The sequence below is a fragment of the Streptomyces sp. LaBMicrA B280 genome (genome assembly GCF_049222185.1).
Lineage (GTDB): Bacteria > Actinomycetota > Actinomycetes > Streptomycetales > Streptomycetaceae > Streptomyces > Streptomyces murinus.
On the sequence record NZ_JBMJCT010000065.1, the window covers coordinates 182,370 to 209,155 of the forward strand.

Annotated in this window: 23 protein-coding genes; 9 read left to right on the plus strand and 14 right to left on the minus strand. The window is 71.8% G+C overall.

The genetic code is table 11. The features are described from left to right. The first annotated feature begins 236 nt into the window (after window positions 1-236). From ACLF5H_RS36635 to ACLF5H_RS36645, 3 genes are all read left to right on the plus strand, one after another. Window positions 237-1,622: a class II fumarate hydratase gene (locus ACLF5H_RS36635; protein WP_421680306.1), complete on the plus strand. Its 1,386-nt coding sequence runs from the start codon at window positions 237-239 to the stop codon at window positions 1,620-1,622. Between the two features lie 95 nt (window positions 1,623-1,717). Then, entirely contained in the window at window positions 1,718-2,407 is a 690-nt protein-coding gene (locus ACLF5H_RS36640; RefSeq protein ID WP_421680307.1) for a DUF402 domain-containing protein, read from the plus strand. A gap of 296 nt (window positions 2,408-2,703) precedes the next feature. Then, window positions 2,704-4,797, plus strand: a complete 2,094-nt coding sequence (locus ACLF5H_RS36645; RefSeq protein WP_421680308.1) for a SpoIIE family protein phosphatase — start codon at window positions 2,704-2,706, stop codon at window positions 4,795-4,797. 89 nt (window positions 4,798-4,886) lie between these two features. Here ACLF5H_RS36645 and ACLF5H_RS36650 read toward each other — a convergent pair whose 3' ends face one another. After that, window positions 4,887-7,259 carry a transglycosylase domain-containing protein gene (locus ACLF5H_RS36650; RefSeq protein WP_421680309.1) on the minus strand — a complete coding sequence of 791 codons (2,373 nt, stop codon included), beginning with the start codon at window positions 7,257-7,259 and terminating at the stop codon, window positions 4,887-4,889. Window positions 7,260-7,483: 224 nt separating this feature from the next. Here ACLF5H_RS36650 and ACLF5H_RS36655 point away from each other — a divergent pair, with 224 nt between their 5' ends. The 3 genes from ACLF5H_RS36655 to ACLF5H_RS36665 are packed head-to-tail and all read left to right on the plus strand — an operon-like array spanning window position 7,484 to window position 11,027. Further along, complete coding sequence (locus ACLF5H_RS36655) at window positions 7,484-8,008, plus strand: PadR family transcriptional regulator (RefSeq protein WP_037661752.1); 525 nt, start codon at window positions 7,484-7,486, stop codon at window positions 8,006-8,008. Further along, window positions 8,005-8,694 (plus strand): ABC transporter ATP-binding protein, encoded by a 690-nt coding sequence (locus ACLF5H_RS36660; protein ID WP_136099932.1) that lies wholly within the window; start codon window positions 8,005-8,007, stop codon window positions 8,692-8,694. Before ACLF5H_RS36655 ends, ACLF5H_RS36660 begins: the two co-directional genes overlap by 4 nt. Beyond that, on the plus strand, window positions 8,691-11,027 hold the full coding sequence (locus ACLF5H_RS36665) for an ABC transporter permease (protein ID WP_421680310.1): 2,337 nt from the start codon (window positions 8,691-8,693) through the stop codon (window positions 11,025-11,027). Before ACLF5H_RS36660 ends, ACLF5H_RS36665 begins: the two co-directional genes overlap by 4 nt. Window positions 11,028-11,084: 57 nt before the next feature. Here ACLF5H_RS36665 and ACLF5H_RS36670 read toward each other — a convergent pair whose 3' ends face one another. After that, window positions 11,085-12,035, minus strand: a complete 951-nt coding sequence (locus ACLF5H_RS36670) for a LysR substrate-binding domain-containing protein (protein ID WP_421680311.1) — start codon at window positions 12,033-12,035, stop codon at window positions 11,085-11,087. 133 nt (window positions 12,036-12,168) lie between these two features. Between ACLF5H_RS36670 and ACLF5H_RS36675 the strand changes: the two genes are divergently transcribed. Continuing rightward, on the plus strand, window positions 12,169-12,723 hold the full coding sequence (locus ACLF5H_RS36675) for a peroxiredoxin (protein WP_085566341.1): 555 nt from the start codon (window positions 12,169-12,171) through the stop codon (window positions 12,721-12,723). A gap of 3 nt (window positions 12,724-12,726) precedes the next feature. Then, window positions 12,727-13,260, plus strand: coding sequence for an alkyl hydroperoxide reductase (locus tag ACLF5H_RS36680; protein ID WP_365203873.1), 534 nt, complete (start codon window positions 12,727-12,729; stop codon window positions 13,258-13,260). 30 nt (window positions 13,261-13,290) lie between these two features. Here the strand turns inward: ACLF5H_RS36680 and ACLF5H_RS36685 are convergent, their stop codons facing one another. The 5 genes from ACLF5H_RS36685 to ACLF5H_RS36705 form a co-directional block, all read right to left on the minus strand. Continuing rightward, window positions 13,291-14,670, minus strand: coding sequence for an AI-2E family transporter (locus ACLF5H_RS36685; protein WP_421680312.1), 1,380 nt, complete (start codon window positions 14,668-14,670; stop codon window positions 13,291-13,293). A 112-nt stretch (window positions 14,671-14,782) separates the two neighbouring features. Further along, on the minus strand, window positions 14,783-15,475 hold the full coding sequence (locus ACLF5H_RS36690; RefSeq protein WP_421680313.1) for a transglycosylase SLT domain-containing protein: 693 nt from the start codon (window positions 15,473-15,475) through the stop codon (window positions 14,783-14,785). 434 nt (window positions 15,476-15,909) lie between these two features. Next, the gene (locus ACLF5H_RS36695; RefSeq protein WP_361675051.1) at window positions 15,910-17,235 is read right to left on the minus strand and encodes a PhoH family protein; all 1,326 of its coding nucleotides are present in this window, start codon (window positions 17,233-17,235) and stop codon (window positions 15,910-15,912) included. Window positions 17,236-17,595: 360 nt separating this feature from the next. Next, complete coding sequence (locus ACLF5H_RS36700) at window positions 17,596-18,369, minus strand: isoprenyl transferase (RefSeq protein ID WP_421680314.1); 774 nt, start codon at window positions 18,367-18,369, stop codon at window positions 17,596-17,598. A 689-nt stretch (window positions 18,370-19,058) separates the two neighbouring features. Further along, window positions 19,059-19,844 carry a class I SAM-dependent methyltransferase gene (locus ACLF5H_RS36705; RefSeq protein WP_421680338.1) on the minus strand — a complete coding sequence of 262 codons (786 nt, stop codon included), beginning with the start codon at window positions 19,842-19,844 and terminating at the stop codon, window positions 19,059-19,061. Window positions 19,845-20,147: 303 nt separating this feature from the next. Between ACLF5H_RS36705 and ACLF5H_RS36710 the strand changes: the two genes are divergently transcribed. Continuing rightward, window positions 20,148-20,525 (plus strand): DUF192 domain-containing protein, encoded by a 378-nt coding sequence (locus tag ACLF5H_RS36710; RefSeq protein ID WP_421680315.1) that lies wholly within the window; start codon window positions 20,148-20,150, stop codon window positions 20,523-20,525. A 10-nt stretch (window positions 20,526-20,535) separates the two neighbouring features. Here the strand turns inward: ACLF5H_RS36710 and ACLF5H_RS36715 are convergent, their stop codons facing one another. From ACLF5H_RS36715 to ACLF5H_RS36745, 7 genes are all read right to left on the minus strand, one after another. Further along, window positions 20,536-21,159, minus strand: a complete 624-nt coding sequence (locus ACLF5H_RS36715) for an OmpA family protein (RefSeq protein WP_421680316.1) — start codon at window positions 21,157-21,159, stop codon at window positions 20,536-20,538. A 7-nt stretch (window positions 21,160-21,166) separates the two neighbouring features. Next, the gene (locus ACLF5H_RS36720) at window positions 21,167-21,742 is read right to left on the minus strand and encodes a hypothetical protein (protein WP_421680317.1); all 576 of its coding nucleotides are present in this window, start codon (window positions 21,740-21,742) and stop codon (window positions 21,167-21,169) included. Window positions 21,743-21,786: 44 nt separating this feature from the next. Continuing rightward, entirely contained in the window at window positions 21,787-22,404 is a 618-nt protein-coding gene (locus tag ACLF5H_RS36725) for a pilus assembly protein TadG-related protein (protein ID WP_421680339.1), read from the minus strand. Beyond that, entirely contained in the window at window positions 22,401-22,598 is a 198-nt protein-coding gene (locus ACLF5H_RS36730; RefSeq protein ID WP_421680318.1) for a Flp family type IVb pilin, read from the minus strand. The genes ACLF5H_RS36725 and ACLF5H_RS36730 overlap by 4 nt, the downstream gene beginning before the upstream one ends. A gap of 125 nt (window positions 22,599-22,723) precedes the next feature. Next, window positions 22,724-23,479: a response regulator gene (locus ACLF5H_RS36735; RefSeq protein ID WP_421680319.1), complete on the minus strand. Its 756-nt coding sequence runs from the start codon at window positions 23,477-23,479 to the stop codon at window positions 22,724-22,726. A 19-nt stretch (window positions 23,480-23,498) separates the two neighbouring features. Continuing rightward, complete coding sequence (locus tag ACLF5H_RS36740; protein WP_421680340.1) at window positions 23,499-24,875, minus strand: sensor histidine kinase; 1,377 nt, start codon at window positions 24,873-24,875, stop codon at window positions 23,499-23,501. A 1,019-nt stretch (window positions 24,876-25,894) separates the two neighbouring features. Continuing rightward, the gene (locus ACLF5H_RS36745; protein ID WP_421680320.1) at window positions 25,895-26,782 is read right to left on the minus strand and encodes a DUF5936 domain-containing protein; all 888 of its coding nucleotides are present in this window, start codon (window positions 26,780-26,782) and stop codon (window positions 25,895-25,897) included. Window positions 26,783-26,786 lie beyond the last annotated feature (4 nt).

Below are 26,786 nucleotides of genomic sequence, written 5' to 3' on the forward strand. Positions count from 1 at the left end.
CCGTGCGCGGCCCCGGCCCGGCGTGCCCCGCCCGGCGTGCCCCGCCCCGGGGCACGCGGCGGGGGCGCGGTTCGCCCCGCCGCCTCGCCCGCAGGGCCCCAGGACCCGGCTCCCCAGCCGCCGTTCGCCGACCTCCCGGTGCGCGGTCAGGGCCGGGGTGACCCGTACGAGGGTCGGGGCGCGGCCGATGGACCAACGCGCGGAACAACAGCGGGCCCTCGCCCGCTGTTCCCGGTATGAGCGAATACCGCATCGAGCACGACTCCATGGGCGAGGTCCGGGTACCGGCGGGTGCCAAGTGGCGGGCGCAGACGCAGCGGGCCGTGGAGAACTTCCCCGTGTCCGGGCAGCGGATCGAGCGGGCGCACATCGAGGCGCTCGCGCGGATCAAGGCGGCCGCGGCGAAGGTGAACGCGGAACTCGGGGTGCTGGACAAGGACGTCGCGGGGGCGATCCAGGAGGCGGCCGGGGAGGTCGCCCGGGGCGACTGGGACGAGCACTTCCCCGTCGACGTCTTCCAGACCGGTTCCGGCACCTCGTCCAACATGAACACCAACGAGGTCCTCGCGACCCTGGCGAGCGAGCGGCTCGGGCGCCCGGTGCATCCGAACGACCATGTCAACGCCTCGCAGTCGTCCAACGACGTCTTCCCCTCCTCGATCCACATCGCCGCCACCGCCGCCGTCACCCAGGACCTGATCCCGGCCCTCGACCACCTCGCCGCCGCGCTGGAGCGCAAGAGCGCCGAGTTCGCCGACGTGGTGAAGTCGGGCCGCACGCATCTGATGGACGCGACGCCGGTGACACTTGGCCAGGAGTTCGGCGGCTACGCGGCGCAGGTCCGCCACGGCGTCGAGCGGCTGCGCGCCTCGCTGCCCCGGCTGGCCGAGCTGCCGCTGGGCGGCACCGCGGTGGGCACCGGCATCAACACCCCGCCCGGGTTCTCCGCCGCCGTCATCGAGGAGGTGGCGCGCGCGACCGGGCTGCCGCTGACCGAGGCCCGCGACCACTTCGAGGCGCAGGGCGCCCGGGACGGCATCGTGGAGACCAGCGGGCAGCTGCGGACCATCGCGGTCGGGCTGACGAAGATCGCCAACGATCTGCGCTGGATGGCCTCGGGCCCGCGCACCGGGCTCGCCGAGATCCGGCTGCCCGACCTCCAGCCGGGCTCCTCGATCATGCCGGGCAAGGTCAACCCGGTGGTGCCGGAGGCCGTGCTGATGGTCGCCGCCCAGGTCGTCGGCAATGACGCAACGATCGCCACCGCGGGCGCCGCCGGCAACTTCGAGCTGAACGTGATGCTCCCGGTCATCGCCAAGAACGTCCTGGAATCGATCCGGCTGCTGGCCAACGTGACCCGGCTGCTGGCGGACCGCACCGTCGACGGCATCACCGCCGACCGCGAACGCGCCCGTGAGTACGCCGAGTCGTCGCCGTCCGTCGTCACCCCGCTGAACAAGTACATCGGCTACGAGGAGGCCGCGAAGGTCGCCAAGAAGGCGCTCGCCGAACGCCGGACAATCCGTCAGGTGGTGCTGGAGGGCGGGTACGTGGAGCGCGGCGAGCTGACCGCGGAGCAGCTCGACGAGGCGCTGGATGTGCTGCGGATGACCCGTCCGTAACCCCTGAGCGAACCTTTTCGGCCACCGCGCACGCGCACGGGGGAACCGTGACCCGCGCCGCAGCGCCCGCCCCGCCCGGCACCTAATATCTGCCCATGACGGACGACGGAACGATGCGGCAAGCGGCGGCGGGACCTGCGGCGTACTGGGCGCCGGGGACCCCGATCCTGTGGCGTTACCGGGAGAACGGCGGCGCGAGGTTCCACATCGTGCGGCCCGTCACCGTCGTACGCGACGACGCCGAACTGCTCGCCGTCTGGCTGGCCCCCGGCACCGAGTGCGTGAAGCCGGCCCTGGCCGACGGCACGCCGGTGCACCGCGAGCCGCTGGAGTCCCGCTACACCAAGCCGCGCACGGTACGGCGGGACCGCTGGCTCGGCACCGGCGTGCTGAAGCTCGCCCAGCCCGGCGTGCCCTGGTCGGTGTGGCTGTTCTGGGAGCCGGGCTGGCGGTTCAAGAACTGGTACGTCAACCTGGAGGAACCGCTGGTCCGCTGGGCGGGCGGGGTGGACTCCGAGGACCACTTCCTGGACATCGACGTCCGTCCGGACCGCAGCTGGCACTGGCGCGACGAGGACGAGTTCGCACAGGCCCAGCGGGACGGCCTGATGTCCGCCGAGACCGCCGAACGGGTCCGCGCGGCCGGGCGGGCCGCCCTGGAGGCGATCGCGGCCTGGGGGCCGCCGTTCTCGGAAGGCTGGCCGGGGTGGCGCCCGGACGAGTCCTGGGCGGTACCGTCACTCCCCGAGGGCTGGGACCGTACGCCCGCGCACGTGTCCTCATGAGACTCTTGATGCGCCCCCGGGCAAGAAACGTAGGATCGTCCTCCGCAAGGGCGCTTCGGAGCGACAACTTCCGCGGCTTGCGCCGGGCTTGACCGATCGTCACCGAGGGGCGGCAGGGACGTGAACGAGGGGTATCAGGGGAGCACCGCCGGGCGCGCGGGCCACGCCGGTGGCACGGGAACTTCCTCCGGGCCCGCGGAAAATCCGTTCCCGGGGCACGTATTGCGGGTATCGGGACTTCTGCGGGACCGACTGCGCGCCCGGCGCGCAGCCCCGGACGGATGGATGCGACACGCGTGACGGAGCAGCCCACCTCCTTCGAGCGCCCCGAGGCGGGCGCCGACCCCGCGGACGGCCGCGGGGCGCTGACGCATGCCCCGGAACCGGTCGGCACCCCCGTCTTACCCGTGCAGGCACGGGCGGACGGGACGCCGTCGGGGCCCGGGACGGCCACCTCGTGTGGCCAGCCAATGGACGGCAAGGGGAAGGAGCCCCCAGTCAACGGCCCGGAGCACTCCCAGCCCGCCACCGCGGACGCCGGCGCGGCCCATCGCCCGCGTCCCGCGGAGGCCATTCCGCCGCAGCCAGGCGCCGACCAGGAGCGGGCGCCGGGCGGTCCGGAGCGCCGTACCGGACGGGGCCTGCCGCCGGGGCGGCCGATGCCCATGCGGCGTGACGGCGACCGGCTCAGGTTCGTCGGCGCGGCCACCCGGCGGATCGCCCGCGGCCTCGACCTGGACGAGATCGTGATGGGTCTGTGCCGGGCCACGGTGCCGACGTTCTCCGACGCGATCCTCGTCTATCTGCGCGACCCGCTGCCGGTCGGCGACGAACGGCCCACCGGCCCCGTCGTCCTGCGGCTGCGCCGCACCGACCGCATACCTGAGGAGCGGGACACCGACGGCGTCCTGCTGCCCGGCGCGTTCGAGCCGGAGCCCGAGCCGGTCGCGCTCGCGGAGCTGTCCTCGCTGACCACCGAGCTGTGCGAGGTGCGCCCCGGCGGCGCGCTGAACGAAGTGCTGCGCGGGGTGCGCCCGGTGTTCGCGGACGCCCCGGCCGCCAGGGCCGCGCTGCCCGAACTGCTCGGCGACGGCGCGGAGGCGCTCGTACCCTCCGGGCAGCACGCGATCCTCGCGCCGCTGCGCGGCCGGCGCCGGGTGATCGGCGCCGCCCTGTTCCTGCGCCGCCCCGAGCGCCCCGCGTTCGAGACGGACGATCTGCTGGTGGCCGCCCAACTGGCCACGCACAGCGCGCTCGGCATCGACAAGGCGGTGCTCTACGGCCGCGAGGCGTACATCGCCGACGAGTTGCAGCGCACCATGCTGCCCGAGACCCTGCCCCGCCCGACCGGGGTGCGGCTCGCCTCCCGGTATCTGCCGGCCGCGGAGACCGCGCGGGTGGGCGGCGACTGGTACGACGCGATCCCGCTGCCCGGCAGCCGGGTCGCGCTGGTGGTCGGCGACGTCATGGGCCACTCCATGACCTCGGCGGCGATCATGGGCCAGCTGCGCACCACCGCGCAGACCCTGGCCGGGCTCGATCTGCCGCCGCAGGAGGTGCTGCACCACCTGGACGAGCAGGCCCAGCGGCTCGGCACCGACCGCATGGCGACCTGTCTGTACGCCGTCTACGACCCGGTCACGCATCGCATCACCATCGCCAACGCCGGTCATCCGCCGCCCGTGCTGCTGCATCTGGGCGGGCGGGCCGAGGTGCTGCGGGTGCCGCCGGGCGCGCCGATCGGCGTCGGCGGGGTGGACTTCGAGGCGGTCGAGCTGGACGCGCCGGCCGGGGCCACGCTGCTGCTGTACACCGACGGCCTGGTGGAGTCCCGGCTGCGGGACGTGTGGACGGGCATAGAGCAGCTGCGCGAGCGGCTCGCCGCCACCGCGCAGCTGACCGGTCCGGACCATCCGCCGCCGCTGGAGGCCCTGTGCGACGAGGTCCTCGACATGCTCGGGCCCGGCGACCGGGACGACGACATCGCGCTGCTCGCGGCCCGCTTCGACGGGATCGCGCCGAGCGATGTGGCGTACTGGACGCTGGAGCCGGAGGACTCGGCCCCGGGCCAGGCCCGTCGGCTGGCCCGGCGCGCGCTCGCCCGCTGGGACATGGAGGACCTCACCGACTCGGTGGAGCTGCTGGTCAGCGAGGTCGTGACCAACGCCGTACGGTACGCGTCGCGGCCGGTGACGCTGCGGCTGCTGCGCACCCATGTACTGCGCTGCGAGGTCGGCGACGATGTGCCGCAGCTGCCGCGGCTGCGGCAGGCGCGGGCCACGGACGAGGGCGGGCGGGGCCTGTACCTGGTCAACAAGCTGGCCCGGCGGTGGGGCGCGACCCGGCTGAGCACCGGCAAGGTGGTGTGGTTCGAGCTGCACCGCGGCTGAGGCGGTACGCATGAGGGAGGGCGCCCGGTGAAGTACCGGGCGCCCTCCCTCATGCGTACCGCCTACGGCCGTTTCTGCCGCATGTCCGGCTACGGCTGTTTCATCCGCTGCTGCTGTCCCAGCTGCTCCCGCTGTCCCCCGAACTGATCGAGCGGGTTGTCCTGGGTGGGGTCGCCCGTCGGCGGCTCGCTGGTCGGCGGGGCGGTCGGGGTCTGCGTCGGCGACTGGGTCGGGCTCTGCGTCGGCGACTGGGTGGGCGACTGGGTCGGGGAGTGGGACTGCGACGGCGTGCCCGACGGCGACTGCGAGGGCGACTGGGTCGGGGTCTTGGTCGCGCTGTTCGACGGCGTCGGGGTCTCGACGGCGGCGCCCTGGGAGGTGTCCAGGTCGAACTTGCTGACGCCGTCCATCGCGTTGAAGGTGTAGGCGGCCCAGATCTGCGCCGGGTAGGTGCCGCCGTTGACCCGGCCGGTGCCCGGGAGCAGGCCGGTGGCGCCCGTCAGGGGGACCTGTGCGTGGGTCTTGGCGCTCTCGCCGAACAGGCCGACCGAGGTGACCAGGCCGGGCGTGTAGCCGGTGAACCAGGCCGACTTGTTGTTGTCGGACGTACCCGTCTTGCCGGCCACCTGCTGCCCGTCACGCGCCGGGTTGGCCGCCACCGACACCTTGGCCGTACCGTCGTCGACCACGCCGGTGAGCACGGAGGTGACCGTGTCGGCCGCCGTCCTGCTGAGCACCTGGTCGCCGATCGGGTTCGGGAGCGTGACGTCGCGGTCCTTGTGCTCCACCGACTTGATGATGGCCGGGGTGACCTTCTTGCCGTGGTTGTCGAGGGTCGCGTAGATACCGGCCATCTCCAGCGGGCTCGCGCCCATGGAGCCCAGCGTCTGCGCGGGCACCGCCTGCATGCCGGTGGTGTCCATGCCGAGCTGCTTGGCGGTGCTCATCACCTTGTCCATGCCGACGTCGACGCCCATCTGCGCGAAGACGGAGTTGACGGAGTCGTCCATGGCCTTCTGGACGGTGATGTTCCCGTAGTTGGCGTCGTCCTCGTTGGGCGGGCCGAAGCCGACCTTGCCGCCGTGGTCCACGACCTGGCGGCCGCTGGTGCCGTCGTACACCGTGTCGGCGTTGATCGGCTTGCCGTCCTGGGTGACGGAGCCCTGCTGGAGCGCCGCGGCGAGGATCACCGGCTTGAAGGTGGAGGCGGGCTGGTAGTCGGTGCGGGTCGCGTTGTTCCTGAAGTGCTTGAAGTAGTCCACGCCGCCGTACATGGCGAGGACCTTGCCCGTCTTCGGGTCCACGGACACGGCACCGGGCTGGACATCGCCGTCGACGGAGCGCCGCTTCGCGTCGAGCTTGCTGGTCAGCTGCTGCTTGACGGCCTGCTCCAGCTGGTGCTGCTTGCCCTTGTCGATGTTGAGCGTGATGGTCCAGCCGCCCTTTTTCACCAGCGCCTCGGCGTCGCCGATCGTGGCGGCGCTGCCCTGGGCGACCAGTTGCCGCTCCAGGGAGGCGTTGGCCGCGTCCACCAGGTAGCCGGTCTGGCCCTTCATGCCGGGCGCCGCCTTGGGCGCCTTCGGCCTCTCGAAGTGCATGGCCTGGCGTTTGCCGGCGTCCAGCCAGTGCTGCTTGACCATGTTGTCCAGGACGTAGTTCCAGCGCGCCTCGGCCAGCCGCTTGCCGGTGTCGGAAGCCAGCGCGAAGTCGTACTCGTTGGGCGCCTGGAGCAGGGCCGCGAGGTAGGCGCCCTCCTCGACCGTGAGGTCCTTGGCGTCCTTGTGGTAGTACGCCTGCGCCGCGGCCTGGATGCCGTAGGCGCCGCGGCCGTAGTAGCTGGTGTTGATGTAGCCCGCGAGGATGTACCCCTTGGACTTCTGACGGTCCAGCTTCAGCGAGATGACCAGTTCCTTCAGCTTGCGCGAGACGGTCTGGTTCTGGTCGAGGTAGTAGTTCTTGACGTACTGCTGGGTGATCGTCGAACCGCCCTGCGTGCCGCGCCCCATGACGGTGTTGAGCACACCGCGTGCGGTGCCCCGCAGATCGACGCCGGAGTCGTGGTAGAAGCTCTTGTTCTCGGCCGCGACAAAGGTGAGCTGGACGTCCTTGGGGACCTCGGAGAGGTCGACGCTCTCCCGGTTGAGCTGCCCGGTGCGGGCGAGCATGGTGCCGTCGCTGTACTTGTAGATGTTGCTCTGCAGCTGGGCGTCGGCGTTGCCCGCCGGTATGTCCACCAGCGCGTAGGCGGCCGCGAAGCCGCCTATGCACAGCAGGCACAGTCCGAAGAACGTACCGAGGATCTTCTTCCACGTGAACATCCGGCGCAGGAAGCTCTTGCGGGGTTTGCCCCCGGGCGCGAGACCCGCCGATCCGTTGCCGGTCTCGGGTATCGAGCGGCGGCGCTGGGGCGCCGCGCGGTGGCCGCCGCGCTGTCGCGCTCGTCTCTCTTCCGCTCGTCCCATGAGTCCTTCGCTCCGCTTCCGTCTCGGTGGTCAGCTCCGAAAGCTAACACTCGCCTATATGACAAAGGGCAACCGATCCGCTCTTTTACGGACGTGAGAATCAGCACCCGTTCCAAGGGAACCGACGGTTACCAGGGGTCCAAGGTTGCTCCGCGCCCAGAAGTCATAGAGCTACACCCGGCGTGTATACACATTGCGTATACACGGTGTGTAGAGTGCGGGGCATGTCCATCGGTCACACCCTCCTAGGACTCCTGGAGTCCGGCCCGCGCCACGGCTACGACCTCAAGCGGGCCTTCGACGAGAAGTTCGGTCAGGACCGGCCCCTGCACTACGGCCAGGTCTACTCGACGATGTCCCGGTTGCTGAAGCACGGCCTCGTGGAGGTCGACGGCATAGAGACCGGCGGCGGCCCCGAGCGCAAGCGGTACGCCATCACCGACGCCGGCATCACCGACGTGCAGCGCTGGCTCGCCACCCCGGAGAAGCCGGAGGAGTACCTCCAGTCGACCCTGTACACCAAGGTCGTCCTCGCCCTCCTCACCCACCGCGACGCCGCCGGCGTCCTCGACGTCCAGCGCTCCGAGCATCTGCGCAGCATGCGCATCCTCACCGACCGCAAGCGCAAGGGCGACCTCGCCGACCAGCTGATCTGCGACCACGCCCTGTTCCATCTGGAGGCCGATCTGCGCTGGCTGGAACTGACCACCGCCCGTCTGGACAAGCTGCGCGCGGAGGTCGCCGCATGACTCCTCCCCCCGGTTCCCTGCTCACCGCCCGGGACCTCCGCAAGGCGTACGGCCCGACGGTCGCGCTGGACGGCGCCGAGTTCTCCATCCACCCCGGCGAGGTCGTCGCCATCATGGGCCCCTCGGGCTCCGGCAAGTCGACGCTGCTGCACTGCCTGGCCGGCATCGTGCCGCCCGACTCCGGGTCGATCATGTACGACGGCCGGGAGCTGTCCGGCATGAGCGACGCCGAGCGCAGCGCGCTGCGGCGCAGCGAGTTCGGGTTCGTCTTCCAGTTCGGCCAGCTGGTCCCCGAGCTGACCTGTGTGGAGAACGTGGCGCTGCCGCTGCGGCTCAACGGCACCCCACGCAAGAAGGCCGAACGGGCCGCGCTGACCTGGCTGGAGCGGCTGGAGGTGGACGACCTGGGCGGCAAGCGGCCCGGCGAGGTCTCCGGCGGCCAGGGGCAGCGGGTCGCGGTGGCGCGCGCCCTGGTCACCGCGCCCCGGATGGTGTTCGCGGACGAGCCGACCGGCGCGCTCGACTCCCTCAACGGCGAGCGCGTGATGGAGCTGCTCACCGACGCGGCCCGCTCCACCAACGCGGCCGTCGTGCTGGTCACGCACGAGGCCCGGGTCGCCGCCTACTCCGACCGGGAGATCGTCGTACGCGACGGCAAGTCCCGGGACATGGAGCGCGCCGTATGAACACCCGCCAGTGGGGCAGAGACCTCGGCCTGGGCTTCCGGTTCGCCTTCACCGGAGGGCGTGAGGGCTGGATCCGGGTGCTGCTGACGGCGGTCGGGGTCGGCCTCGGCGTGGCGCTGCTGCTGCTCACCACCGCGATACCGAACGCGCTCTCGGTCCGGCACACCCGGGACAACGCCCGCGCGGACCACACCTACGGCCCGGTACGGCCGAAGGCCGCGAACACCCTGGTGATCTCGGACACCGACACCGAGTTCCACGGCCATGACGTGCGCGGCCGACTGGTGGAGCCGGAGGGCCCCAAGGCGCCCATCCCGCCGGGCCTGACCGCGTACCCGGCGACCGGCGACATGGTCGTCTCCCCCGCCCTGAAAAAGCTGCTCGACTCCAGCGAGGGCCAGTTGCTGCGGGCCCGGCTGCCGTACCGGATCACCGGCACGATCACCGAGGACGGGCTGGTGGGCTCGCGTGAGCTCGCCTACTACGCCGGGGCGAAGAACCTCGCCCCGAAGATCGACGGCTCCCGGACCGCCCGGATCAACATGTACGGCGCGACCGACGCGACCCCGCCGACCCGCATGGATCCGATCCTGATCCTGCTGGTGCTGGTGGTCTTCGTGGTGCTGCTGATGCCGGTGGCGGTGTTCATCGCCACCGCCGTGCGCTTCGGCGGCGAGCGGCGCGACCGCAGACTGGCCGCACTGCGCCTGGTGGGCTCCGACAGCCGGATGACCCGGCGGATCGCGGCCGGTGAGGCGCTGGCCGGATCGCTGGTCGGACTGGTCTTCGGCACCGCCTTCTTCCTGCTGGGCCGGCAGTTCGCGGGCTCGGTGGAGGTCGTGGGCGTCAGCGCGTTCCCCGACTACCTCGACCCCTCGCCCGCGCTGGCCGCGCTGGTCGTCCTCGCCGTGCCCGCGGCGGCAGTCCTGGTCACGCTGTTCGCGCTGCGCGGGGTGGTCATCGAGCCGCTGGGCGTGGTGCGTACGGCCAAGCCGCCGCGCCGCCGGCTGTGGTGGCGGCTGCTGCTGCCGGTGGGCGGCATCGCGCTGCTCGCCCCGATGATCGGCCAGGGCGGCTCGGACGGCCAGTTCAACCAGTACCTGGTGACCAGCGGCGTGCTGCTGCTGCTCGTCGGCGTCACCGCGCTGCTGCCCTGGGCCGTGGAGGCGGTGGTGGCCCGGCTGCACCGCGGCTCGGTGGCCTGGCAACTCGCGGTACGACGGCTCCAGTTGAGCAGCGGTTCGGCGGCCCGCATGGTGAACGGCATCGCCGTCGCGGTGGCCGGCGCGATCGCGCTCCAGATGCTGTTCGCCGGGGTCCAGGGTGACTACACCAAGAACACCGGCCAGGACATCACCCGGGCGCAGATGCAGATCAACCTGTCGGACGGCACCCCGTTCCGCACGGCCGCGGACCAGTTCCGCACGACCAAGGGCGTGCGCAAGGCGGTCTCGCTCGGCAGCGCCTCCCTGGGCGAGAAGGACTGGAAGAACGGGCCCGGGGACACGACCGTGCTGGTCTCCGGCACCTGTGCCTCGCTGCGCGAGACGGCCCAGCTGCCGTCCTGCCGCGACGGGGACGCCTTCGTGGTGACGGGCGGGGACGACGACCCCGCCGTCAGGAAGCTCGCCCAGCCGGGCCGGGTGCTCCATCTCGACGCCGACCACGGCGCGGGAACGGGCCCGGACGTGCGCTGGAAGGTGCCGGCGGGCCTGAAGCCGGCCCACGCGATCACCAGCCCCAACGGCACCAAGAGCAGCGCCATCCTGCTGACCCCGGCGGCGGTGCCGGACCGGGTGGACCGGCTGCTGGACGGCACGGTGTACGTCATGTTCGACAAGAGCGTGCCCGACGTGTCCGAGTACACCCGCAACACGGCGGCGAAGGTCGACCCGTTCGCCGATGTGATGGTGTGGTCCTCCACCGAGCAGTCCAAGAAGTTCACCTCCATCCGCACCGGTCTGTACGTCGGCGCCCTGTGCGTGCTGGCGCTGATCGGCACCAGCCTGCTGGTGACCCAGCTGGAACAGCTGCGCGAGCGGCGGAAGTTGCTGTCCTCGCTGATGGCCTTCGGCACCCGGCGGCGCACCCTGAGCCTGTCGGTGTTCTGGCAGACCGCGCTCCCGGTCGCGCTCGGCCTGCTGCTGGCCACGGCCGTCGGACTGACGCTGGGTTCGGTGCTGCTGAAGATGGTGGGCTCGCCGCTGGGCGTGGACTGGCAAAGCGTGCTGTCGCTGACCGGCGCCGGCGCGGCGGTGGTCCTCGTGGTCACCGCGCTGAGCCTGCCGCCGCTGCTGCGGCTGATGCGCCCGGAGGGGCTGCGCACCGAGTAAGTCCCTTACGGAAAAGGGCCCTTCCCGGATTCGGGAGGGGCCCTTCGCGTACGGCGGTCACCCGCCGTCGAGCATCCGCACCGGCAGCGTCCGCATCGCCTCCCGCAGCGCCCCCGCCAGCTCCTCGTACTCGGCACCGCGTGCCGCGCCCGCCCGCATCGCGAGGGCGACCCGGCGGCTCGGGGCCGGATCGGCGAAGTAGCCGGTGAGCAACTGGCTGCTGCGCGTGGTCTCCAGCTTGAGCGCGGTGCGCGGCAGCAGGGTGCAGCCGAGGCCGCCCGCGACCAGCTGGACCAGCGTGGACAGCCCCGCGGCCGTGGTAGTGACCGGGGCGTCCGCGCGACCGGCCTCGCGGCAGATGTCCAGAGCCTGGTCGCGCAGGCAGTGCCCCTCGTCCAGCAGCAGCAGATTCAGCTCCTTCAGCGCCTCGCGCGGGATGCCCTCGCGGCCGCCGAGCCAGTGGTCAAGTGGGGTGACCAGCACGAAGTCCTCGTCGAACAGCGGGAGTTCGGCGATGCCGGGGACACCGAGCGGGACGGCGAGCAGCAGCAGGTCCAGACGGCCGACGGCCAGGCCGTCGATCAGGCTGGAGGTCTGCTCCTCGTGCACCTGGAGGTCGAGGTCGGGGTAGCGCTCATGGACGAGCCGCAGCACGGTCGGCAGCAGATACGGCGCCACGGTGGGGATCACCCCGAGGCGCAGCGTCCCGGTGAAGGGGGCGCGGACCGCCTCCGCCTCCTCCAGCAGCTCGCCGACCGCGTCCAGCACCGCCTTGGCCCGCACCGCGAGCCGCTCCCCCGCGGGCGAGAGCAGTACCTTGCGCGTCGTACGCTCAAGGAGGGTCACTCCGAGTGTCTCCTCCAGCGCCGAGACCGCGCCGGACAGGGCGGGCTGGCTCATGCCGATGGCCGCCGCCGCGTCCCTAAAGTGCAGATGCTCGGCCACGGCGGCGAAGGCACGCAGCTGCGCGAGGCTCGGCTGCCTCCGTCTGCCGTTACTGATGGTCACTGATAGATACCTCCGATCAACACGACCGAGTGTAGCTATTTCCCTAATCAATGCACCCTGTGCCAACATCGACGAAGTCCAACCCATGGGAATCATCCTCAAAAGGGGTGATTCTTCGCTGCAAGGAGAGCCTGTGCTCACTGTCGGTGACAAGTTCCCCGAGTTCGACCTGACCGCTTGCGTCTCGCTGGAGAAGGGCAAGGAGTTCGAGCAGCTCAACCACAAGTCCTACGAGGGCAAGTGGCTGGTCGTGTTCGCCTGGCCGAAGGACTTCACCTTCGTCTGCCCGACCGAGATCGCCGCGTTCGGCAAGCTGAACGACGAGTTCGCCGACCGCGACGCCCAGATCCTCGGCTTCTCCGGTGACTCCGAGTTCGTGCACCACGCCTGGCGCAAGGACCACCCGGACCTGACCGAGCTGCCCTTCCCGATGCTCGCCGACTCCAAGCACGAGCTCATGCGTGACCTGGGCATCGAGGGCGAGGACGGCTTCGCGCAGCGCGCCGTGTTCATCGTGGACCCGAACCACGAGATCCAGTTCACGATGGTGACCGCCGGTTCCGTGGGCCGTAACCCCAAGGAGGTCCTGCGGGTCCTGGACGCCCTCCAGACCGACGAGCTGTGCCCGTGCAACTGGAGCAAGGGCGACGAGACCCTCGACCCGGTCGCGCTGCTGGCTGGTGAGTGACCCATGTCGCTCGACTCGCTGAAGTCCCGGGTCCCGGACTACGCCAAGGACCTCAAGCTCAACCTGGGCTCGGTCATCGGCAACTCCGACCTGCCGGCCCAGCAGCTGTGGGGCACGGTGCTCGCGACCGCGATCGCCTCCCGCTCCCCGATCGTGCTGCGTGAGCTGGAGCCGGAGGCGAAGGCGAACCTCTCGCCGGAGGCGTACACCGCGGCCAAGTCCGCGGCCGCCGTCATGGCGATGAACAACGTCTTCTACCGCACCCGGCACCTGCTGTCCGACCACGAGTACGGCACCCTGCGCGCCGGCCTGCGGATGAACGTCATCGGCAACCCGGGCGTGGAGAAGGTCGACTTCGAGCTGTGGTCGTTCGCGGTCTCCGCGATCAACGGCTGCGGCATGTGCCTGGACTCGCACGAGCAGGTGCTGCGCAAGGCCGGTATGGAGCGCGACACCATCCAGGAGGCCTTCAAGATCGCTGCCGTCGTGCAGGCGGTCGGCGCCACCCTGGAGGCCGAGGCCGTGCTGGCCGAGTAAGGCCGACACCGCTTCAGCCGAGGACCCCGCTCACCCCTGGTGGGCGGGGTCTTCCGCGTTCGCCACCGGCTCCTCCGGGGCCGGGGCCCCGGCGGCCGGCTGGTGCAACTCCTCGGAGTACTGCCGCAGATAGCCCACCACCGTGTTCGCCACCGCCACCAGCGGTACGGCGACCACCGCGCCGCCGATCCCGGCCACCATGCCGCCGGCCGCCACGGTCAGCACCACCGCGAGGGGGTGCACCCGCACCGCGCGGCCCAGGATGAAGGGCTGGAGCACATGCCCCTCGATCTGCTGCACGGCGAGCACCACGACCAGGGTCATCACCGCGGTGAACACACCCTGGGTCACCAGGGCCACGATCACCGCGAGCGCGCCGGAGGCGACCGCGCCGACCAGCGGGATGAAGGAGAACAGGAAGATGAAGACGGCCAGCGGGACCGCCATCGGCACATCGAGGAAGTAGATCCCGATGCCGATGAAGGTCGCGTCGATCAGGGCGACCAGCACGGTGCCGCGGACGTAGGCGGTCAGGGTGCGCCAGGCGCGCGGGCCGGCGCCGGCCACGCCCTCCCGGGCGGCCGAGGGCACCAGCTTCAGGACCCAGCTCCAGATGCGCTTGCCGTCGTAGAGCAGGAAGAGCGTGGAGAAGAACACCAGCAGGATGCTGGTCAGGGCCTCCACTATGACCTGAACGCCCTCCAGGCCCGCCGACGTTATCTGGTCGGCGTTGGCGCCGATGGCCTCGCGCAGGTTCTTGGCGATCTGGTTGATCTGCTTGTCGGTGACATGGAAGGGGCTCTTCAGGAGCCAGTTGCGCAGATCGTCGATGCCGGACTGTATCTGGGTGGAGAGCGTGTCGATGTTCTCCATGACCTGCCAGGTCACGAACCAGCCCATCAGGCCGATCACCACGAAGCCGCTGATCGCGGTGAGCGCCGTGGCCGGGCCGCGCGGCACCCCGCGGCGGGTGAGCCGGGCGACCGTCGGCTGCAGCAGCGCGGTGATCAGCAGGGCGATGACGAAGGCGAACACCACCAGCTGGACGGCGCTGATGACCCGCATCAGCACCCAGACGGTGCCCGCGAGCACCAGCAGCCGCCAGCCGGCCTCGGCCGCGACCCGCACTCCCCAGGGCACGGCCTGGGCGGGATCGGGGCGCGGGACGGGCGGGGCCGAGACGGGCGGACGGCGGGCGTGCGGCACCGCGTCGGCGACGGCGTCGGGCGCGGTGGCGGAGGCGGCATCGGGCGCGGCCGAGGACACCGCATCGGCCATGACCGGCTCCCGGCGCGCCGGTTCGGGCGCGGTGTCCTCCTCGGACACCTCCGCCTGGCGGGCGTCCAGCCGCTCGCTCATCTCGGTGAGACCCGCGCCCAGCTTGCCGAGCCACCCTGGCACTCGCGACATCATCCATCCTCTTCCCCCGCGTGGAGTCGTGCGCCTACGACCGTACAGTGCGAAAGCCCCTTCCCAGAGGACGGGAAGGGGCTGCGCGGGGTTGAGCGTGGCGTGGCCGGAACTAGTAGTTGCCGTTGGCCTGCCAGTAGGTCCAGGCGTCACAGGGGCTGCCGTAACGCTGGTTCATGTAGTTGAGGCCCCACTTGATCTGCGTGGCCGGGTTGGTCTGCCAGTCGGCACCCGCGGAGGCCATCTTGCCGCCGGGCAGGGCCTGGACGAGGCCGTAGGCACCCGAGGAGGCGTTGACCGCGCGGTAGTTCCAGCTGGACTCGTGGTTCACGATGTTGCTGAAACACTGGTACTGGCCGGACGGCACGATCTGGCGGGCCATCGCCTGGATCTGGGCGATCGAGTACGAGGTCTGCACGGGGAAGCTGGCATTGGCGTCGCCACGGCTGGCGGCGGCCTTGGTCTCCGTGCGCTGCTTGGCCTCCTCGGCCGCCTTCTGGGCGGCTGCCTTCTTCGCGATCGCGGTCTCGGCGGCGGCCTTGCGGGCTGCTGCCTCGGCGTCCTTCTTGGCGCTCGCGTCCGCGGCGATGGCCTGGGAGTCGGCCTGCTGCGTCAGGGTCGCGGACTGGACCTGGGCCTGCTGACCCGTGGGTATGTCCGCGAGGAGCGTGGTGTCGGCTGCTGCCGTCGGCTCGGCGTCGTTGTTCTGCGCGACGCTGCCCGAGGCAACTCCGACGACGCTTCCGACGGCGGTGACCGCGGTGGCCGAGGCCACTGCGAATCCCCGGACCGAAATCCGGCTCACACGGTTTCCTTCCAGCATCGCCCGCTTCGGTGACCCTGGCGGACGCAATCGTGCCCCTGAACACTGGCCTCCCAACTGCGGGGTCACGGGAGGCACGGGCCCGGTGGGCAACTCCCCCTGCGGGAAGCGCCGCGTGGTGCGCGGGCGGCATACGACGAACGCTATGGAGTTGGTGCTTTTCCTGGTGTTCCACACCTCCCCCACAGCCTTAAAGGCGTGGGAGGTACCCCCAGGTGGTGCAGCTGTGTCGTATGCGGGGCCTGACAGGACTGAGACTCTGCCGTAACCGGACGCCGGGAGGCAATTCCGAGTTGAGTGTGAAAGCTCACATCCCGTTTGGCCCAAGGGATTTCCGGAATCGCCCACACACGAAGGCGCCGCCCGGCTAGGCTCTGATGCCTTTTGCCGGACGGCGCCAACTGGGCTGGATCGGCTCAGATATGACCGTCTTCGAGCATTTCGGTCACAAGGGCGGCGATCTGGGACCTCTCGGACCGGGTCAGGGTGACATGCGCGAACAGCGGATGCCCCTTCAGCTTCTCCACCACGGCGACCACACCGTCGTACCGCCCGACGCGCAGATTGTCCCGCTGTGCCACGTCATGGGTCAGTACCACCCGGGAGTTGGCGCCGATCCGGGACAGCACCGTCAGCAGCACATTGCGCTCCAGGGACTGCGCCTCGTCCACGATGACGAACGCGTCGTGCAGCGAGCGGCCGCGGATATGGGTGAGCGGCAGGACCTCCAGCATGCCGCGCGCGGTGACCTCCTCGATGACCTCCCGGCTGGTGACCGCCGACAGCGTGTCGAACACGGCCTGGGCCCAGGGGCTCATCTTCTCCGCCTCGCTGCCCGGCAGATAGCCCAACTCCTGCCCGCCGACCGCGTACAGCGGCCGGAACACCATGACCTTCTGGTGCTGGCGGCGCTCCAGGACCGCCTCCAGACCCGCGCAGAGCGCCAGCGCCGACTTGCCGGTGCCGGCCCGGCCGCCCATCGAGACGATCCCGACGTCCGGGTCGAGCAGCAGATCGAGGGCGATGCGCTGCTCGGCACTGCGGCCCTTGATGCCGAACGCCTCCCGGTCGCCGCGCACCAGCCGGACGTTGCCCTCCGCGGTGACCCGGCCGAGCGCCTTGCCGCGCTCCGACTGGATGGTCAGACCGGTGTGCACGGGGAGTTCGGACGCCTCCGGTACATAGAGGTGTCCGGCCTCGAAGAGGACGTCCACCTGCTCGCCGGGGAGCGTCAGTTCGGTCATCCCGGTCCAGCCGGAGTTCTCCGTGATGGCCAGCTCCGCCCGGTACTCCTCGGCGAGGAGCCCGACGGACGAGGCCTTGATGCGCAGCGGCAGGTCCTTCGACACGACGGTGACGTCGAACCCCTCGGCCTGGAGGTTCCGGGCCACCGCGAGGATGCGGGAGTCGTTGTCCCCGAGGCGGTAGCCGGTGGGCAGCACGCTGGGGTCCGAGTGGTTGAGCTCGACACGCATGGTCCCGCCCAGTTCCCCGATCGGGATGGGGGAGTCGAGGCGGCCGTACCGCACCCGGTAGTCGTCCAGCAGGCGTAGGGCCTGGCGGGCGAAGTACCCGAGTTCGGGATGGTGCCGCTTGGCCTCCAGCTCCGTGACCACCACGATGGGGAGCACCACCTCGTGCTCCTCGAAGCGGGTCAGGGCGTTCGGGTCGGCCAGCAGGACGCTGGTGTCGAGAACATAGGTGCGCCGGTCGGGCTTGTGGCGCTTTGTGCTGGTCACCACGGAAGGACGTACCCCCTCGGATGAGGTCGGGGAGCGACGAAGCGGAAGCCGGGCCGGGAGGGCGGGACGGACCGGGCCGGCCGGCGGCCCCTGCACACGGCGGGCCGGGGGCCGGACCTCCGCGGCGCTGTCGCACGGTCGTGCTGGTGCAAAGGACCTCCCGGGCGGACGGCCCCTGCCGCCCGCTGAGATCCGACGCCCGGGGTTCGGGCGTCGACCTGCTTGGTCTATGCCCTCGAACGAGCGCCGCCATGCAAAAGCGGCCATCGCAGCGGCGGTGAACTCCTGGTGACGACAGTTCGAACGGGAATGCGCGAGGGCCCCGCCGGTGGAATCACCGGCGGGGCCCTCGGGCGTGTCTCAGCCGCCGAAGCGCCGATGACGTGCGGCGTAGTCGCGCAGCGCGCGCAGGAAGTCGACCTTGCGGAAGGCCGGCCAGTAGACGTCGCAGAAGTAGTACTCGGAGTGGGCGGTCTGCCACAGCATGAATCCGGACAGCCGCTGCTCCCCGCTGGTGCGGATGACGAGGTCCGGGTCGGGCTGGTGACTGGTGTAGAGGTGACGGCCGATCATGTCGATGTCGACGGACTCGGCGAGGTCCGCCATCGTGACGCCCTTGTCGTGGGCCTCGGCCAGCATGGAGCGCACGGCGTCGGCGATCTCCTGCCGGCCGCCGTACCCGATGGCCACGTTGACCACTATGCCCTTGGTGTGGGCGGTGGCCTCCTCGGCCTCCTTGAGGGTGGCCTGCATGCCCGCGGGGAGCAGGTCCATGGCGCCCACGTGGTGCACCCGCCAGCGGCCGTCGGTGGCGAGGGTGCGTACGACGTCCTCGATGATGCCGAGCAGGGGGCCGAGTTCGTCCTGCGGACGGTCGAAGTTGTCCGTGGACAGCAGCCACAGGGTGACGACCTCGACATCGGTCTCGGAGCACCAGCCGAGGAACTCCTCGATCTTCTCCGCGCCGGCCCGGTGGCCGTGGACGGTGGTGGAGCCCGACGCCTTCGCCCAGCGGCGGTTGCCGTCCATGATGACGCCGATGTGCTTGGGCACCTGGGCGTGGTCGAGGTGGCCCTCCACCCGGCGTGCGTAGAGCCTGACCAGCAGGCCGCGCAGTTTGTCGCGCAGGTTCACGTGGCCCTCCGGGGGGTTGGCGCGGGGTACGTTGCCGGGCCCGTCGAGCCTACCGCTGCCCGGGCCCTGGTCCGGCCCTGCTGCGGCGGGGCGAGGGGGCGGGGGCGGGATCGGGACTCCGGTCCTCGCTGTAGGGACGCACGCCGGGTGGTGACCGGTTCCCGGTCGGGACCTCTGGCGCGGGCAAGAAAAAACGGGCCGGTCCGTGGGGGGGAGACGGACCGGCCCGAGGGGGGGTTTCCACCATAACCCTTCGTAAGGGCGGATGGGGGCATTGGCGCCCCACAACTACTCTCCGAAGTCACCCGGGAACGCCCTGGTGGATGCGGAACGATGGATTCAGGGGGTCTTTCCGGTCGATTCACCGGGGAATCCCAGGCAAACCTGGTCGGACGCGATGAAAACCGAAGGATTTCGGAGACTTGCCGCCATCCGGGGGCGCGTCGGCGTGTTGCCCCCGAATCCCTCCGACGGACCACCCGTGCGGCGAACGGTGAGGTGACGGCTTCCGCGCGCCCCCAACGGGGCGATCTCCCCGTTTCACGGCACCGCGCAGCCCCCTCCACTGCGCGGTACCGCCCGCGCTGCTTTGCTGGCGCGAATTGCGTTGGTCTGAACTTACGTGACGGGTGGGGCTGGTGTGAACAGAGTCCGATAACGATGTGGACACTGCGGGGCCCCGGAGAGTTCTAACGGGGTTTGCGGGCGTCGAAGAGGTGCCGCGAGCTGTGGGCGACGAACGGCCCCTGTCGCTCGATCCGCTCGTGCAGCGCCCTGAGTTGGGGCTCGTACGCCTCGACGGTGAACCCGGGCACCATCCAGACGACCTTGCGCAGGAAGTGGACAACGGCGGCGATGTCATGGAACTCCATCCGCAGCCGCTCCGCCGGCAGGGCGACGACCTCCAGGCCCGCCGCCTCGGCCGCGGCCCGCTCCCGCCGCGGATCCCGCGCCCGGCGCACGGTCTCCGGCTGCGGCCCGAGGAAGTGCTCGACCAGCTCGAAGGCGCTGGCGGGCCCGACATGCTGGGCGAAGTACGTGCCGCCCGGCCGCAGCACCCGCGCGATCTCGGCCCAGTGCGGCACCACCGGATGCCTGCTGAGCACCAGGTCGAAGGCCCCGTCGGCGAAGGGCAGCGGCGCGTCGTCCGGGGCGGCGACGACCACCGCGCCGTGCGGCCGCAGCAGCTCGGTGGCCCTGGCCGTGTTCGGCGGCCAGCCCTCGGTGGCGGCGACCAGCCGGGGCCGGGCCGGGGCGGCCGCGCCGAGGCTGAAGGCCAGCACCTCCCCGCCCCCGGTCTGGATGTCCAGCGCGGCCTCGGCGGCGGCCAGCCGCTCCCCCGCCGAGCGCGCGTACCCCCAGGAGGGCCGCGCCTCGGTGGCCCGGCCCGCGAACCAGGAGAAGTCCCACCCCTCGGTGGGCACGGCGGCCCCCTCGGCGACGAGTTCGGCGAAGGACCGGCGGGCTGGAGTCATGCCCTCCATGATGACGAGCGCCGACGCCCCGGTCCTCCCCTTTTCCACCTGCCGCCGTACGGCTCCGGCGACGGCGCCCGCGCCGGTGGCGGCCAGGAGATGGACGACCACCCGGTGCGGCTCCGTGCGCCCGGCCTCCGCCCGGCCCTCCTCGATGAGCCGGTCCGCTCCTCACCCGCAGCCGCTCGGGAGGGAGCCGGGGCCGGAACACAATGCCGAGTGAAGTCATGGGGACCTTCCTGGCGGGGGATGGGGAAGGGGACAAACGCTTTACGGGGCAGGCCCGTTGACGGTGGAGGAACGATGGCGCGACGGCGGTGGCGGGACGGCCCGGGAGTGCTGCGGATCCCCGGGGAGCCCCGGGCGATGGAGGTCCCCCTGGAGATCGCGGCCTCCTACCGGGCCCGCACCAGGGGGCTGCTCGGCCGGACCGGTGTCGACGGCGCGCTGCTGCTGTCCCCGGCCAACAGCATCCACACCTTCGGGATGCGCATCCCCATCGACGTGGCGTACCTGGACCGCCGGCTGACGGTCCGCGCCGTTCGCACCATGAAGCCGGGCCGCCTGGGCCTGCCCCGCCCGCGGGCCCGGCATGTGCTGGAGGCGGAGGCGGGGGCGATGGCGGGGTGGGGGCTGCGGGCCGGGGTGCGGGTGAAGGTGGCGGTGGGCGAGGGCGGGTGAGCCCCGGCCGTCAGTCCGCGGTGCGCGGGAAGGACACCTCCACCCGGCGGTTCTTCTTGCGCCCCTCCTCCGTGGAGTTGTCGGCGATGGGGTACTGCTCGCCGTAGCCGCGGACCTCGAAGGTGATGTCGGGGCTGTCGAGGTCCTGGCCGAGGACCGCCTGGACGGCGTTGGCGCGCTGCCGGGACAGGAGGACGCCGTGGCTGGAGGAGCCGAGGTCGTCGGTGAACCCGAAGACGCGGACCTGGGTGGCGCGCTGCTTCCTGATCTCGGCGGCGATCGCGGCGATACGGGCCTTGGCGTCGGCGCCGAGCTGCGCGCTGTCCTTGCCGAAGAGGACCTCGGCCTGGAGGGCGAAGGTGACGTCCGCGTTGGTGTCCTCGCGGCGCTCGTCCCCGCTCTGGTCCTCCACGACCGACTTGATGTCCAGCACCTTGGGCTGGGCGAGCGTGGCGCCCTCGGGCAGCTTGAGGTCCGGGTCCTTGGGGTCGATCTTCACGGGCGCGGCGGCGGACGGCGCGGTGTCGGGGGGCTCGGCGGGGTCCGTGCTGTCGGCGTGCGCGGCGGTGAGCGTGGTGGCCAGCAGGAACGCGGCGGAGGTGAGGGTGAGCGCGAGACGGGGTCGGGTGGTCACGGGTGCCTCAGCCGGAGATGGGGAGGGTGGCGGAGGAGAAGGTGGGCAGCTGGAACTCCACCTGGTTCGCGGGCGGCGCCGGGAACTGCATGAAGACCGCGAGGGTGTCGCCGGCCCGCAGGGTGGAGAAGCCCGTGGTGGTCAGCGGCCGGCCCTCGGTGTCCCGCAGCACGTAGTACCGCTTCTTGCCCTTGGGGTCGACCAGGGTGGCCCCGCCCAGGGACCTGCCGTTCTTGATGATCTCGGTCTCGTTGCCGCTGAGCGCGGAGGGGATGACGACGCTCTGGGCGCCGTCGTTCTTCAGGGTGCCGTTGACGGTGACGAACCCGCCGGAGTCCCGCTGGGCGGAGGTGATCTGGAGGCTCAGGCCGTCGGAGCCGCGCAGTTCGGCCAGCGGTTTGTCCGACTGCCCCTTCTGGGCGCTGGGCCCCGCCCCGGCCGCGCTGGAAGCGGGTGCCGTCCGCTCCGGCCGCTTGCCGTCGTCGCCGCCGCTGCCGCACCCGGCCGCGCCCGCGGCCAGTCCGGCCGCGACGGCCAGGGCGACCATCCCTCTGCGGGTCTTCGCGGTGAACCGCATGGTCATAGTCCGCTTCCTTCGTCACTCATCGTTCGCCAGTCGGTCGTTCGTCAGTCGGCCAGATGCACATCGAAGAGGTCCTCGGGCCCGGGAAGTCCCGAGGGGTCGTCCGGATCCAGGTCCCATACCTTGTCCTTGCAGGTGAGCCGGGGCAGATCCGCCTTCGCGGCGCCGTGCGCGGGACCGTCCCCGGCACCCTTCGGCGGCAGCTCGAAGGTGCACAGGGGCTCGATCTCGGCGGTGGCGGAGGCGGTCGAGCGGAACCTCTCCGTGCCGGGTACGACGGAGCGGCCGACGGACTTGTCGGTCCGCACCTCGGCCGAGTACTTCAGCGGCCCGGCCGGAGCGCATCCGGTCAGCCGGGCGTCGTTCCGCCCGGCCAGTTCCCCGGCCCGTGCGCAGGGGTCGCCGGCGAGGGGCGCGTCGCCGTCGAGGACGGCCTGCCACTTCGTCGGGTCGAGCAGCACCTTCAGCCACTGGCCGGTGAGTTGGTCCCGCACGTCCTGGGCCGCGGCGAGCGCCGCGGCGTCGGCGGCCGTCTGGGCGCCGCCCCGGTTCACCGCCGCCTGGCCGACCGCGAGATAGGCGAGCGCGAGAAAGAGCAGGCCCGCCACCACCGTGAGATAGATGGGGAAGGCCTGCCCTGCGTCGCGGACCGGACGGGTCAGCCGCCGGTGACCTCGGAGATCTTCGAGGTGATCGCGTCGTAGATCGTCTGCCCGATGCTCGTCCCGGTGATCGCCAGCACGATCGCCACCACCACCGCGATGATGCCGAGGTACTCCACCGCGGTCTGGCCCCGGTCGTCGCGCGCGGCGCGGGTCATCAGATACGTCACGGTGGTGTTGAACCATTTGCTCACGGTTGTCCCCTCCAGCTGCGCGTCCGATCGGGGCACCGTACGAGGCGGCCACCCGCTCGGCCGAGGGTCCCAGGGCCCAACCCCGGGCCCATTTCACGGTGTCGGCGCCGGTCCGGTCCGGCATCTCACGCCACCCCCAGCCATTTCGCCGCGGCCTGGGACCTGGTGGCGGTCTGGAGCTTGGCGAAGATGCGGTTGATGTGGTTCTTGACCGTCTTCTCGCTGATGAAGCAGACGGCGGCGATCTGCTGGTTGGTCATGCCGGACGCGATGAGGTCCATGATCTCCGCCTCCCTGACACTCAGCCGGAACCGCGAGCGGATCGACTGTCCCATAGAGGATTGCAGTTGTGAAGGAGGAGGGGAGGTATTTTGGCCTTCTGTGGCGGCGAGTTGGGAGTCTCCGTGTGCAGCTGCACTCCCCCGCAATCCGTCCACCAACGCCCGCGTCGCCCCCGGTGTCACATGCGGCCGGCCCTCGTGGACGTCCCGTACGGCGCGCACCAGCTGCTCGGTGGTGAACTCGCCGTGCACCAGGTATCCCCCCGCCCCCAGCCGCAGCGCCTCCCGCACCGTCTCGGCCTCATGGCTGTAGGTGAGCATCATGACGGGCGCGAGGCGCGCCAGGTGGGGCAATGCCGAGATGCCGTCGACGCCGGGCATGCGGACGTCGAGGAGGATGACGTCCGGATGATGCCGTAGCGCGGCCTCGTACGCCTCGCGGCCGTCCGCCGCCTGCGCCACCACGGTGGTCTCCGCGCGGTCGGTGAGCAGCGCGGTCAGACCGGCGCGCACCACGGGATTGTCGTCGGCCACCAGCAGCCTTAATCGGGCGGGCGGCTGGAAGGCCGGTATGCCGGGGTCGTTCGGGTGCTGCCGCATGGGTGTGCCGTGCCTCCTGTCAGGAATCCTGGGTGCGCAAGGGGAGTTCGACGCGCACCTCGGTGCCGCGGGGGTGGGGGCCGCGGCCGATGCGGATGCGGGCGCCCGCCTGTGCGGCCCGCTCGACCATGCCGAGCAGGCCGAAGTGGCCGCGGGCGCGCAGCTGTTCGAGGGTGGTGCCGGGGGGCAGGCCGCGGCCGTCGTCGTGGATCGTCAGCCGCAGCAGGGCACCGTCGACGCGGAGCCGTACGTCCACCCGGGTCGCGTCCGCGTGCCGGTGGGCGTTCTCCAGTGCCTCCGTGGCGACGGCGAGGAGGGCGCGGGCCGGGGCGGCGGGCAGCGGCGGGAGGGTGGCCGGGGGGTCCGGGCAGGCGCAGGTGACGTCGAGCGTCGTACGGGCGGCGAAGTCTCGTACGGAGTCGGCGAGTTCGGACCAGAACGGCTTGGACGGCGCGGTCCGCTCGTCCTGTTCGGGCCCTTCGCGTCGTAGGTCCATGAGCAGTTCCCTCGATTCCGTCGCCGCGCGGCGGGCCGAGCGGGAGACCAGTTCGGCCTGGTCGCGGATGCGGGCCGGGTCGGGGGCGGTGGCCGAGGCGGTGGCCGCGAGGCCGTCGGCGGCGAGGGCGACGCCGTACAGGGTCTTGGCGACGGAGTCGTGCATCTCCCGTGCCAGCCGGGCGCGTTCGGCACTCACGGCCTCCGCCGCGGCGAGCCGCGCCCGTACGGTCGTCAGCGCCTCGGTGGCGGCGCCGAAGCGGAGCATCAGAGCGCGCAGGGTCGAGCCCATGGCCCCGGCGACGACGCACAGACCGGGCAGCAGCAGCGCCTCGGCCACGGGGGCGGACCGGTCGGCCTTCAGGGTGAGGTGGACGACGAACAGGATCAGCGCCTGGAGCGACGCGAAACAGGCCGCCCCGCGCCAGCTGTAGAGCAGCCCGGCGAGCAGCGGGGTGCAGACACCGGCATAGGCGAGCGTGGTGTCAGGCCCGGCCGAGACCAGCAGGAGCGACCCGATGAGGGTGTCGGCGACGAGCAGCGCGGGGTGCCGCAACAGCAGCGGCCCGAACCGCTCCCAGTCCCGGAACAGGACGTACGACACCATGACCGCGACAACGACCGCCACCCCGACCAGCCGCACCCCGACCCCGGGCGCGGCATGCAACAGGGCCGCGGGCGCCGCCACACCGATCATGGCCAACCGAAACCCGAAGACTTGCCGACACATGGCTTGCAACGCCCGGATCTGGAGCTGCTCGGAGGGGGGGTCGGGGGGATCGGCGGAGGGCTGGGCGGAGGACGGGGACGGGGACGGGGACCCGGCGGGAGGCTCGGCGGGGGACGGGGACGGGGACCGGGCGGGGGGCGCGGCGGGAGACTCGGCGGGGGACGGGGACAGGGACCGGGCGGGGGGCGCGGCGGGAGGCTCGGCGGGGGACGGGGACGGGGACAGGGGCGGGGATGGGGATGGGGATGGGGTCCGGGCAGAGGGCCCGGCGGGAGACTCGGCGGAGGCGTGGACGAGTGCTCCGGCGGGGGCCGTCACGTCGTCCGGCGCGGACTCCGCGGGAGCCGTCCCATCGTCGTGCACCGGCTCGACAGGGCCCGCCGCACCCGGCACCGGCTCGGCCGAGGCCGTCGCACCGCCCGCCACATGACCGGCGAAGAGCCGGACGAAGACTCCGGCGGGAGCCGCCGCCGCACGGTCCGGCATTGGCTCTACGGGAGCCGTCCCACCGTCCTGCACCGGCTCGACAGGGCCCGCCGCACCCGACACCGGCTCGGCCGAGGCCGCCGCACCGCCCGCCACATGACCGGCGAAGAGCCGGACGAAGACTCCGGCGGGAGCCGCCGCCGCACGGTCCGGCATTGGCTCTACGGGAGCCGTCCCACCGTCCTGCACCGGCTCGACGGGGCCCGCCGCACCCGACACCGGCTCGGCCGAGGCCGCCGCACCGCCCGCCACATGACCGGCGAAGAGCCGGACGAAGACTCCGGCGGGAGCCGCCGCCGCACGGTCCGGCATTGGCTCCGCGGGAGCCGTCCCACCGTCCTGCACCGGCTCGACAGGGGCCTCCACGCCCAGCGCCAGCGCGCGCTCAGCCGAAGCCGCCACCCCGCCCGGCCCCGCCTCGGCAAGACCCGGCACACGATCCGGCGAGGAGCCGCCGGTCACCACCGCGTCCCCCGCCCCCGGCTCGGCGCCCGTCACCGCGGCGTCCGGCACCGGCTCCGCATGAGCCACCGCGTCGCCCGGCACCGACCCGCCAGGGCCCGCCGCACCCGGCACCGGCCCGGCAGGGGCCGTCACACCCCGCCGTGGCGATCCGCCCGCCCCCGCCCCGCCGTCCCGCACCCACCGCGCCCCCTCCGAAAGCACCCCCCGCACGCGCCTCGCTCTTTCACACCCCACGTCCCTCACTTCCCCGTGAGGGATCCGAAGTCCACGCCCGAGCCCAGGATCAGGCCCGCGCCGAGGAGGAGCATCGTCGCCGGGACCATGAAGGTGGTGATCATCAGCGTGGCCTTGGGCACCGCGCGAGCGGCCTTGCGGCGGGCGTTCTGGGCGTCCGTGCGGCGCATGTCCCTGGCCAGCGAGACGAGGGTGTCGACGATCGGCGCGCCCAGTTCCTCGCCCTGCTGGAGCGCGGTGACGAACATGGCGACCTGTTCGGAGTCATTGCGCCGGCGCAGCTCCGCGAAGGCCTGGCGGCGGCTCATGCCGAGGTCCATCTGGCGCAGGGTGATCCGGAGTTCGTCGGCCCAGGGGCCCTCGTAGCGGGACGCCACCCGGTCCAGGGCCTGCCGGAAGCCGAGCCCCGCGCTGACCACGACCGCCAGCACGTCCAGGAAGTCCGGCAGGGTCCGCTCGATCACGTCCCGGCGGACCCGGATCGCCGACCAGATCCCGACCTCCGTCCAGAACGCCCCGAACAGCAGCAGCAGAACCGCCACGAACCACTGCCCGCGCAGCAGGAACACCAGGAAGCCCACACCGCCCAGCGCGCCGTACACCGCGCGGCGGGCGGCGTACCGGTCGATGGTCAGGCCCCCGGGGTTGCCCGCGAGGTCGATCCGGCGCCGGTACCGGGCGACCAGCCGGGGCCCCATCAGCCGCAGCACCAGCGGCGCGTACCGCATGCCCATGCGGTCGATCACGGAGCCCACCGCGCCGGTGCGGGTGGCGCCCACCTCCAGGGCGACGGCGAGGTCGACGGGGAGCTTGGCGTCGGCGCGGTACATGCGCACACCGGTGAAGATCCCCCACACGGCGACGCCCGTCAGCAGGGCGAGCAGCAAGGCCATCAGG

Bases quoted from the DNA above. Each gene is read 5' to 3' on its own strand.
- ACLF5H_RS36680 (WP_365203873.1), top strand. From the start codon at position 12,727: ATGTCGCTCGACTCGCTGAAGTCCCGGGTCCCGGACTACGCCAAGGAC.
- ACLF5H_RS36735 (WP_421680319.1), bottom strand. From the start codon at position 23,479: ATGCGGCAGCACCCGAACGACCCCGGCATACCGGCCTTCCAGCCGCCC.
- ACLF5H_RS36635 (WP_421680306.1), top strand. From the start codon at position 237: ATGAGCGAATACCGCATCGAGCACGACTCCATGGGCGAGGTCCGGGTA.
- ACLF5H_RS36655 (WP_037661752.1), top strand. From the start codon at position 7,484: ATGTCCATCGGTCACACCCTCCTAGGACTCCTGGAGTCCGGCCCGCGC.
- ACLF5H_RS36665 (WP_421680310.1), top strand. From the start codon at position 8,691: ATGAACACCCGCCAGTGGGGCAGAGACCTCGGCCTGGGCTTCCGGTTC.
- ACLF5H_RS36660 (WP_136099932.1), top strand. From the start codon at position 8,005: ATGACTCCTCCCCCCGGTTCCCTGCTCACCGCCCGGGACCTCCGCAAG.
- ACLF5H_RS36640 (WP_421680307.1), top strand. From the start codon at position 1,718: ATGACGGACGACGGAACGATGCGGCAAGCGGCGGCGGGACCTGCGGCG.
- ACLF5H_RS36705 (WP_421680338.1), bottom strand. From the start codon at position 19,844: ATGACTCCAGCCCGCCGGTCCTTCGCCGAACTCGTCGCCGAGGGGGCC.
- ACLF5H_RS36720 (WP_421680317.1), bottom strand. From the start codon at position 21,742: ATGACCATGCGGTTCACCGCGAAGACCCGCAGAGGGATGGTCGCCCTG.
- ACLF5H_RS36710 (WP_421680315.1), top strand. From the start codon at position 20,148: ATGGCGCGACGGCGGTGGCGGGACGGCCCGGGAGTGCTGCGGATCCCC.
- ACLF5H_RS36650 (WP_421680309.1), bottom strand. From the start codon at position 7,259: ATGGGACGAGCGGAAGAGAGACGAGCGCGACAGCGCGGCGGCCACCGC.
- ACLF5H_RS36745 (WP_421680320.1), bottom strand. From the start codon at position 26,782: ATGGCCTTGCTGCTCGCCCTGCTGACGGGCGTCGCCGTGTGGGGGATC.
- ACLF5H_RS36685 (WP_421680312.1), bottom strand. From the start codon at position 14,670: ATGTCGCGAGTGCCAGGGTGGCTCGGCAAGCTGGGCGCGGGTCTCACC.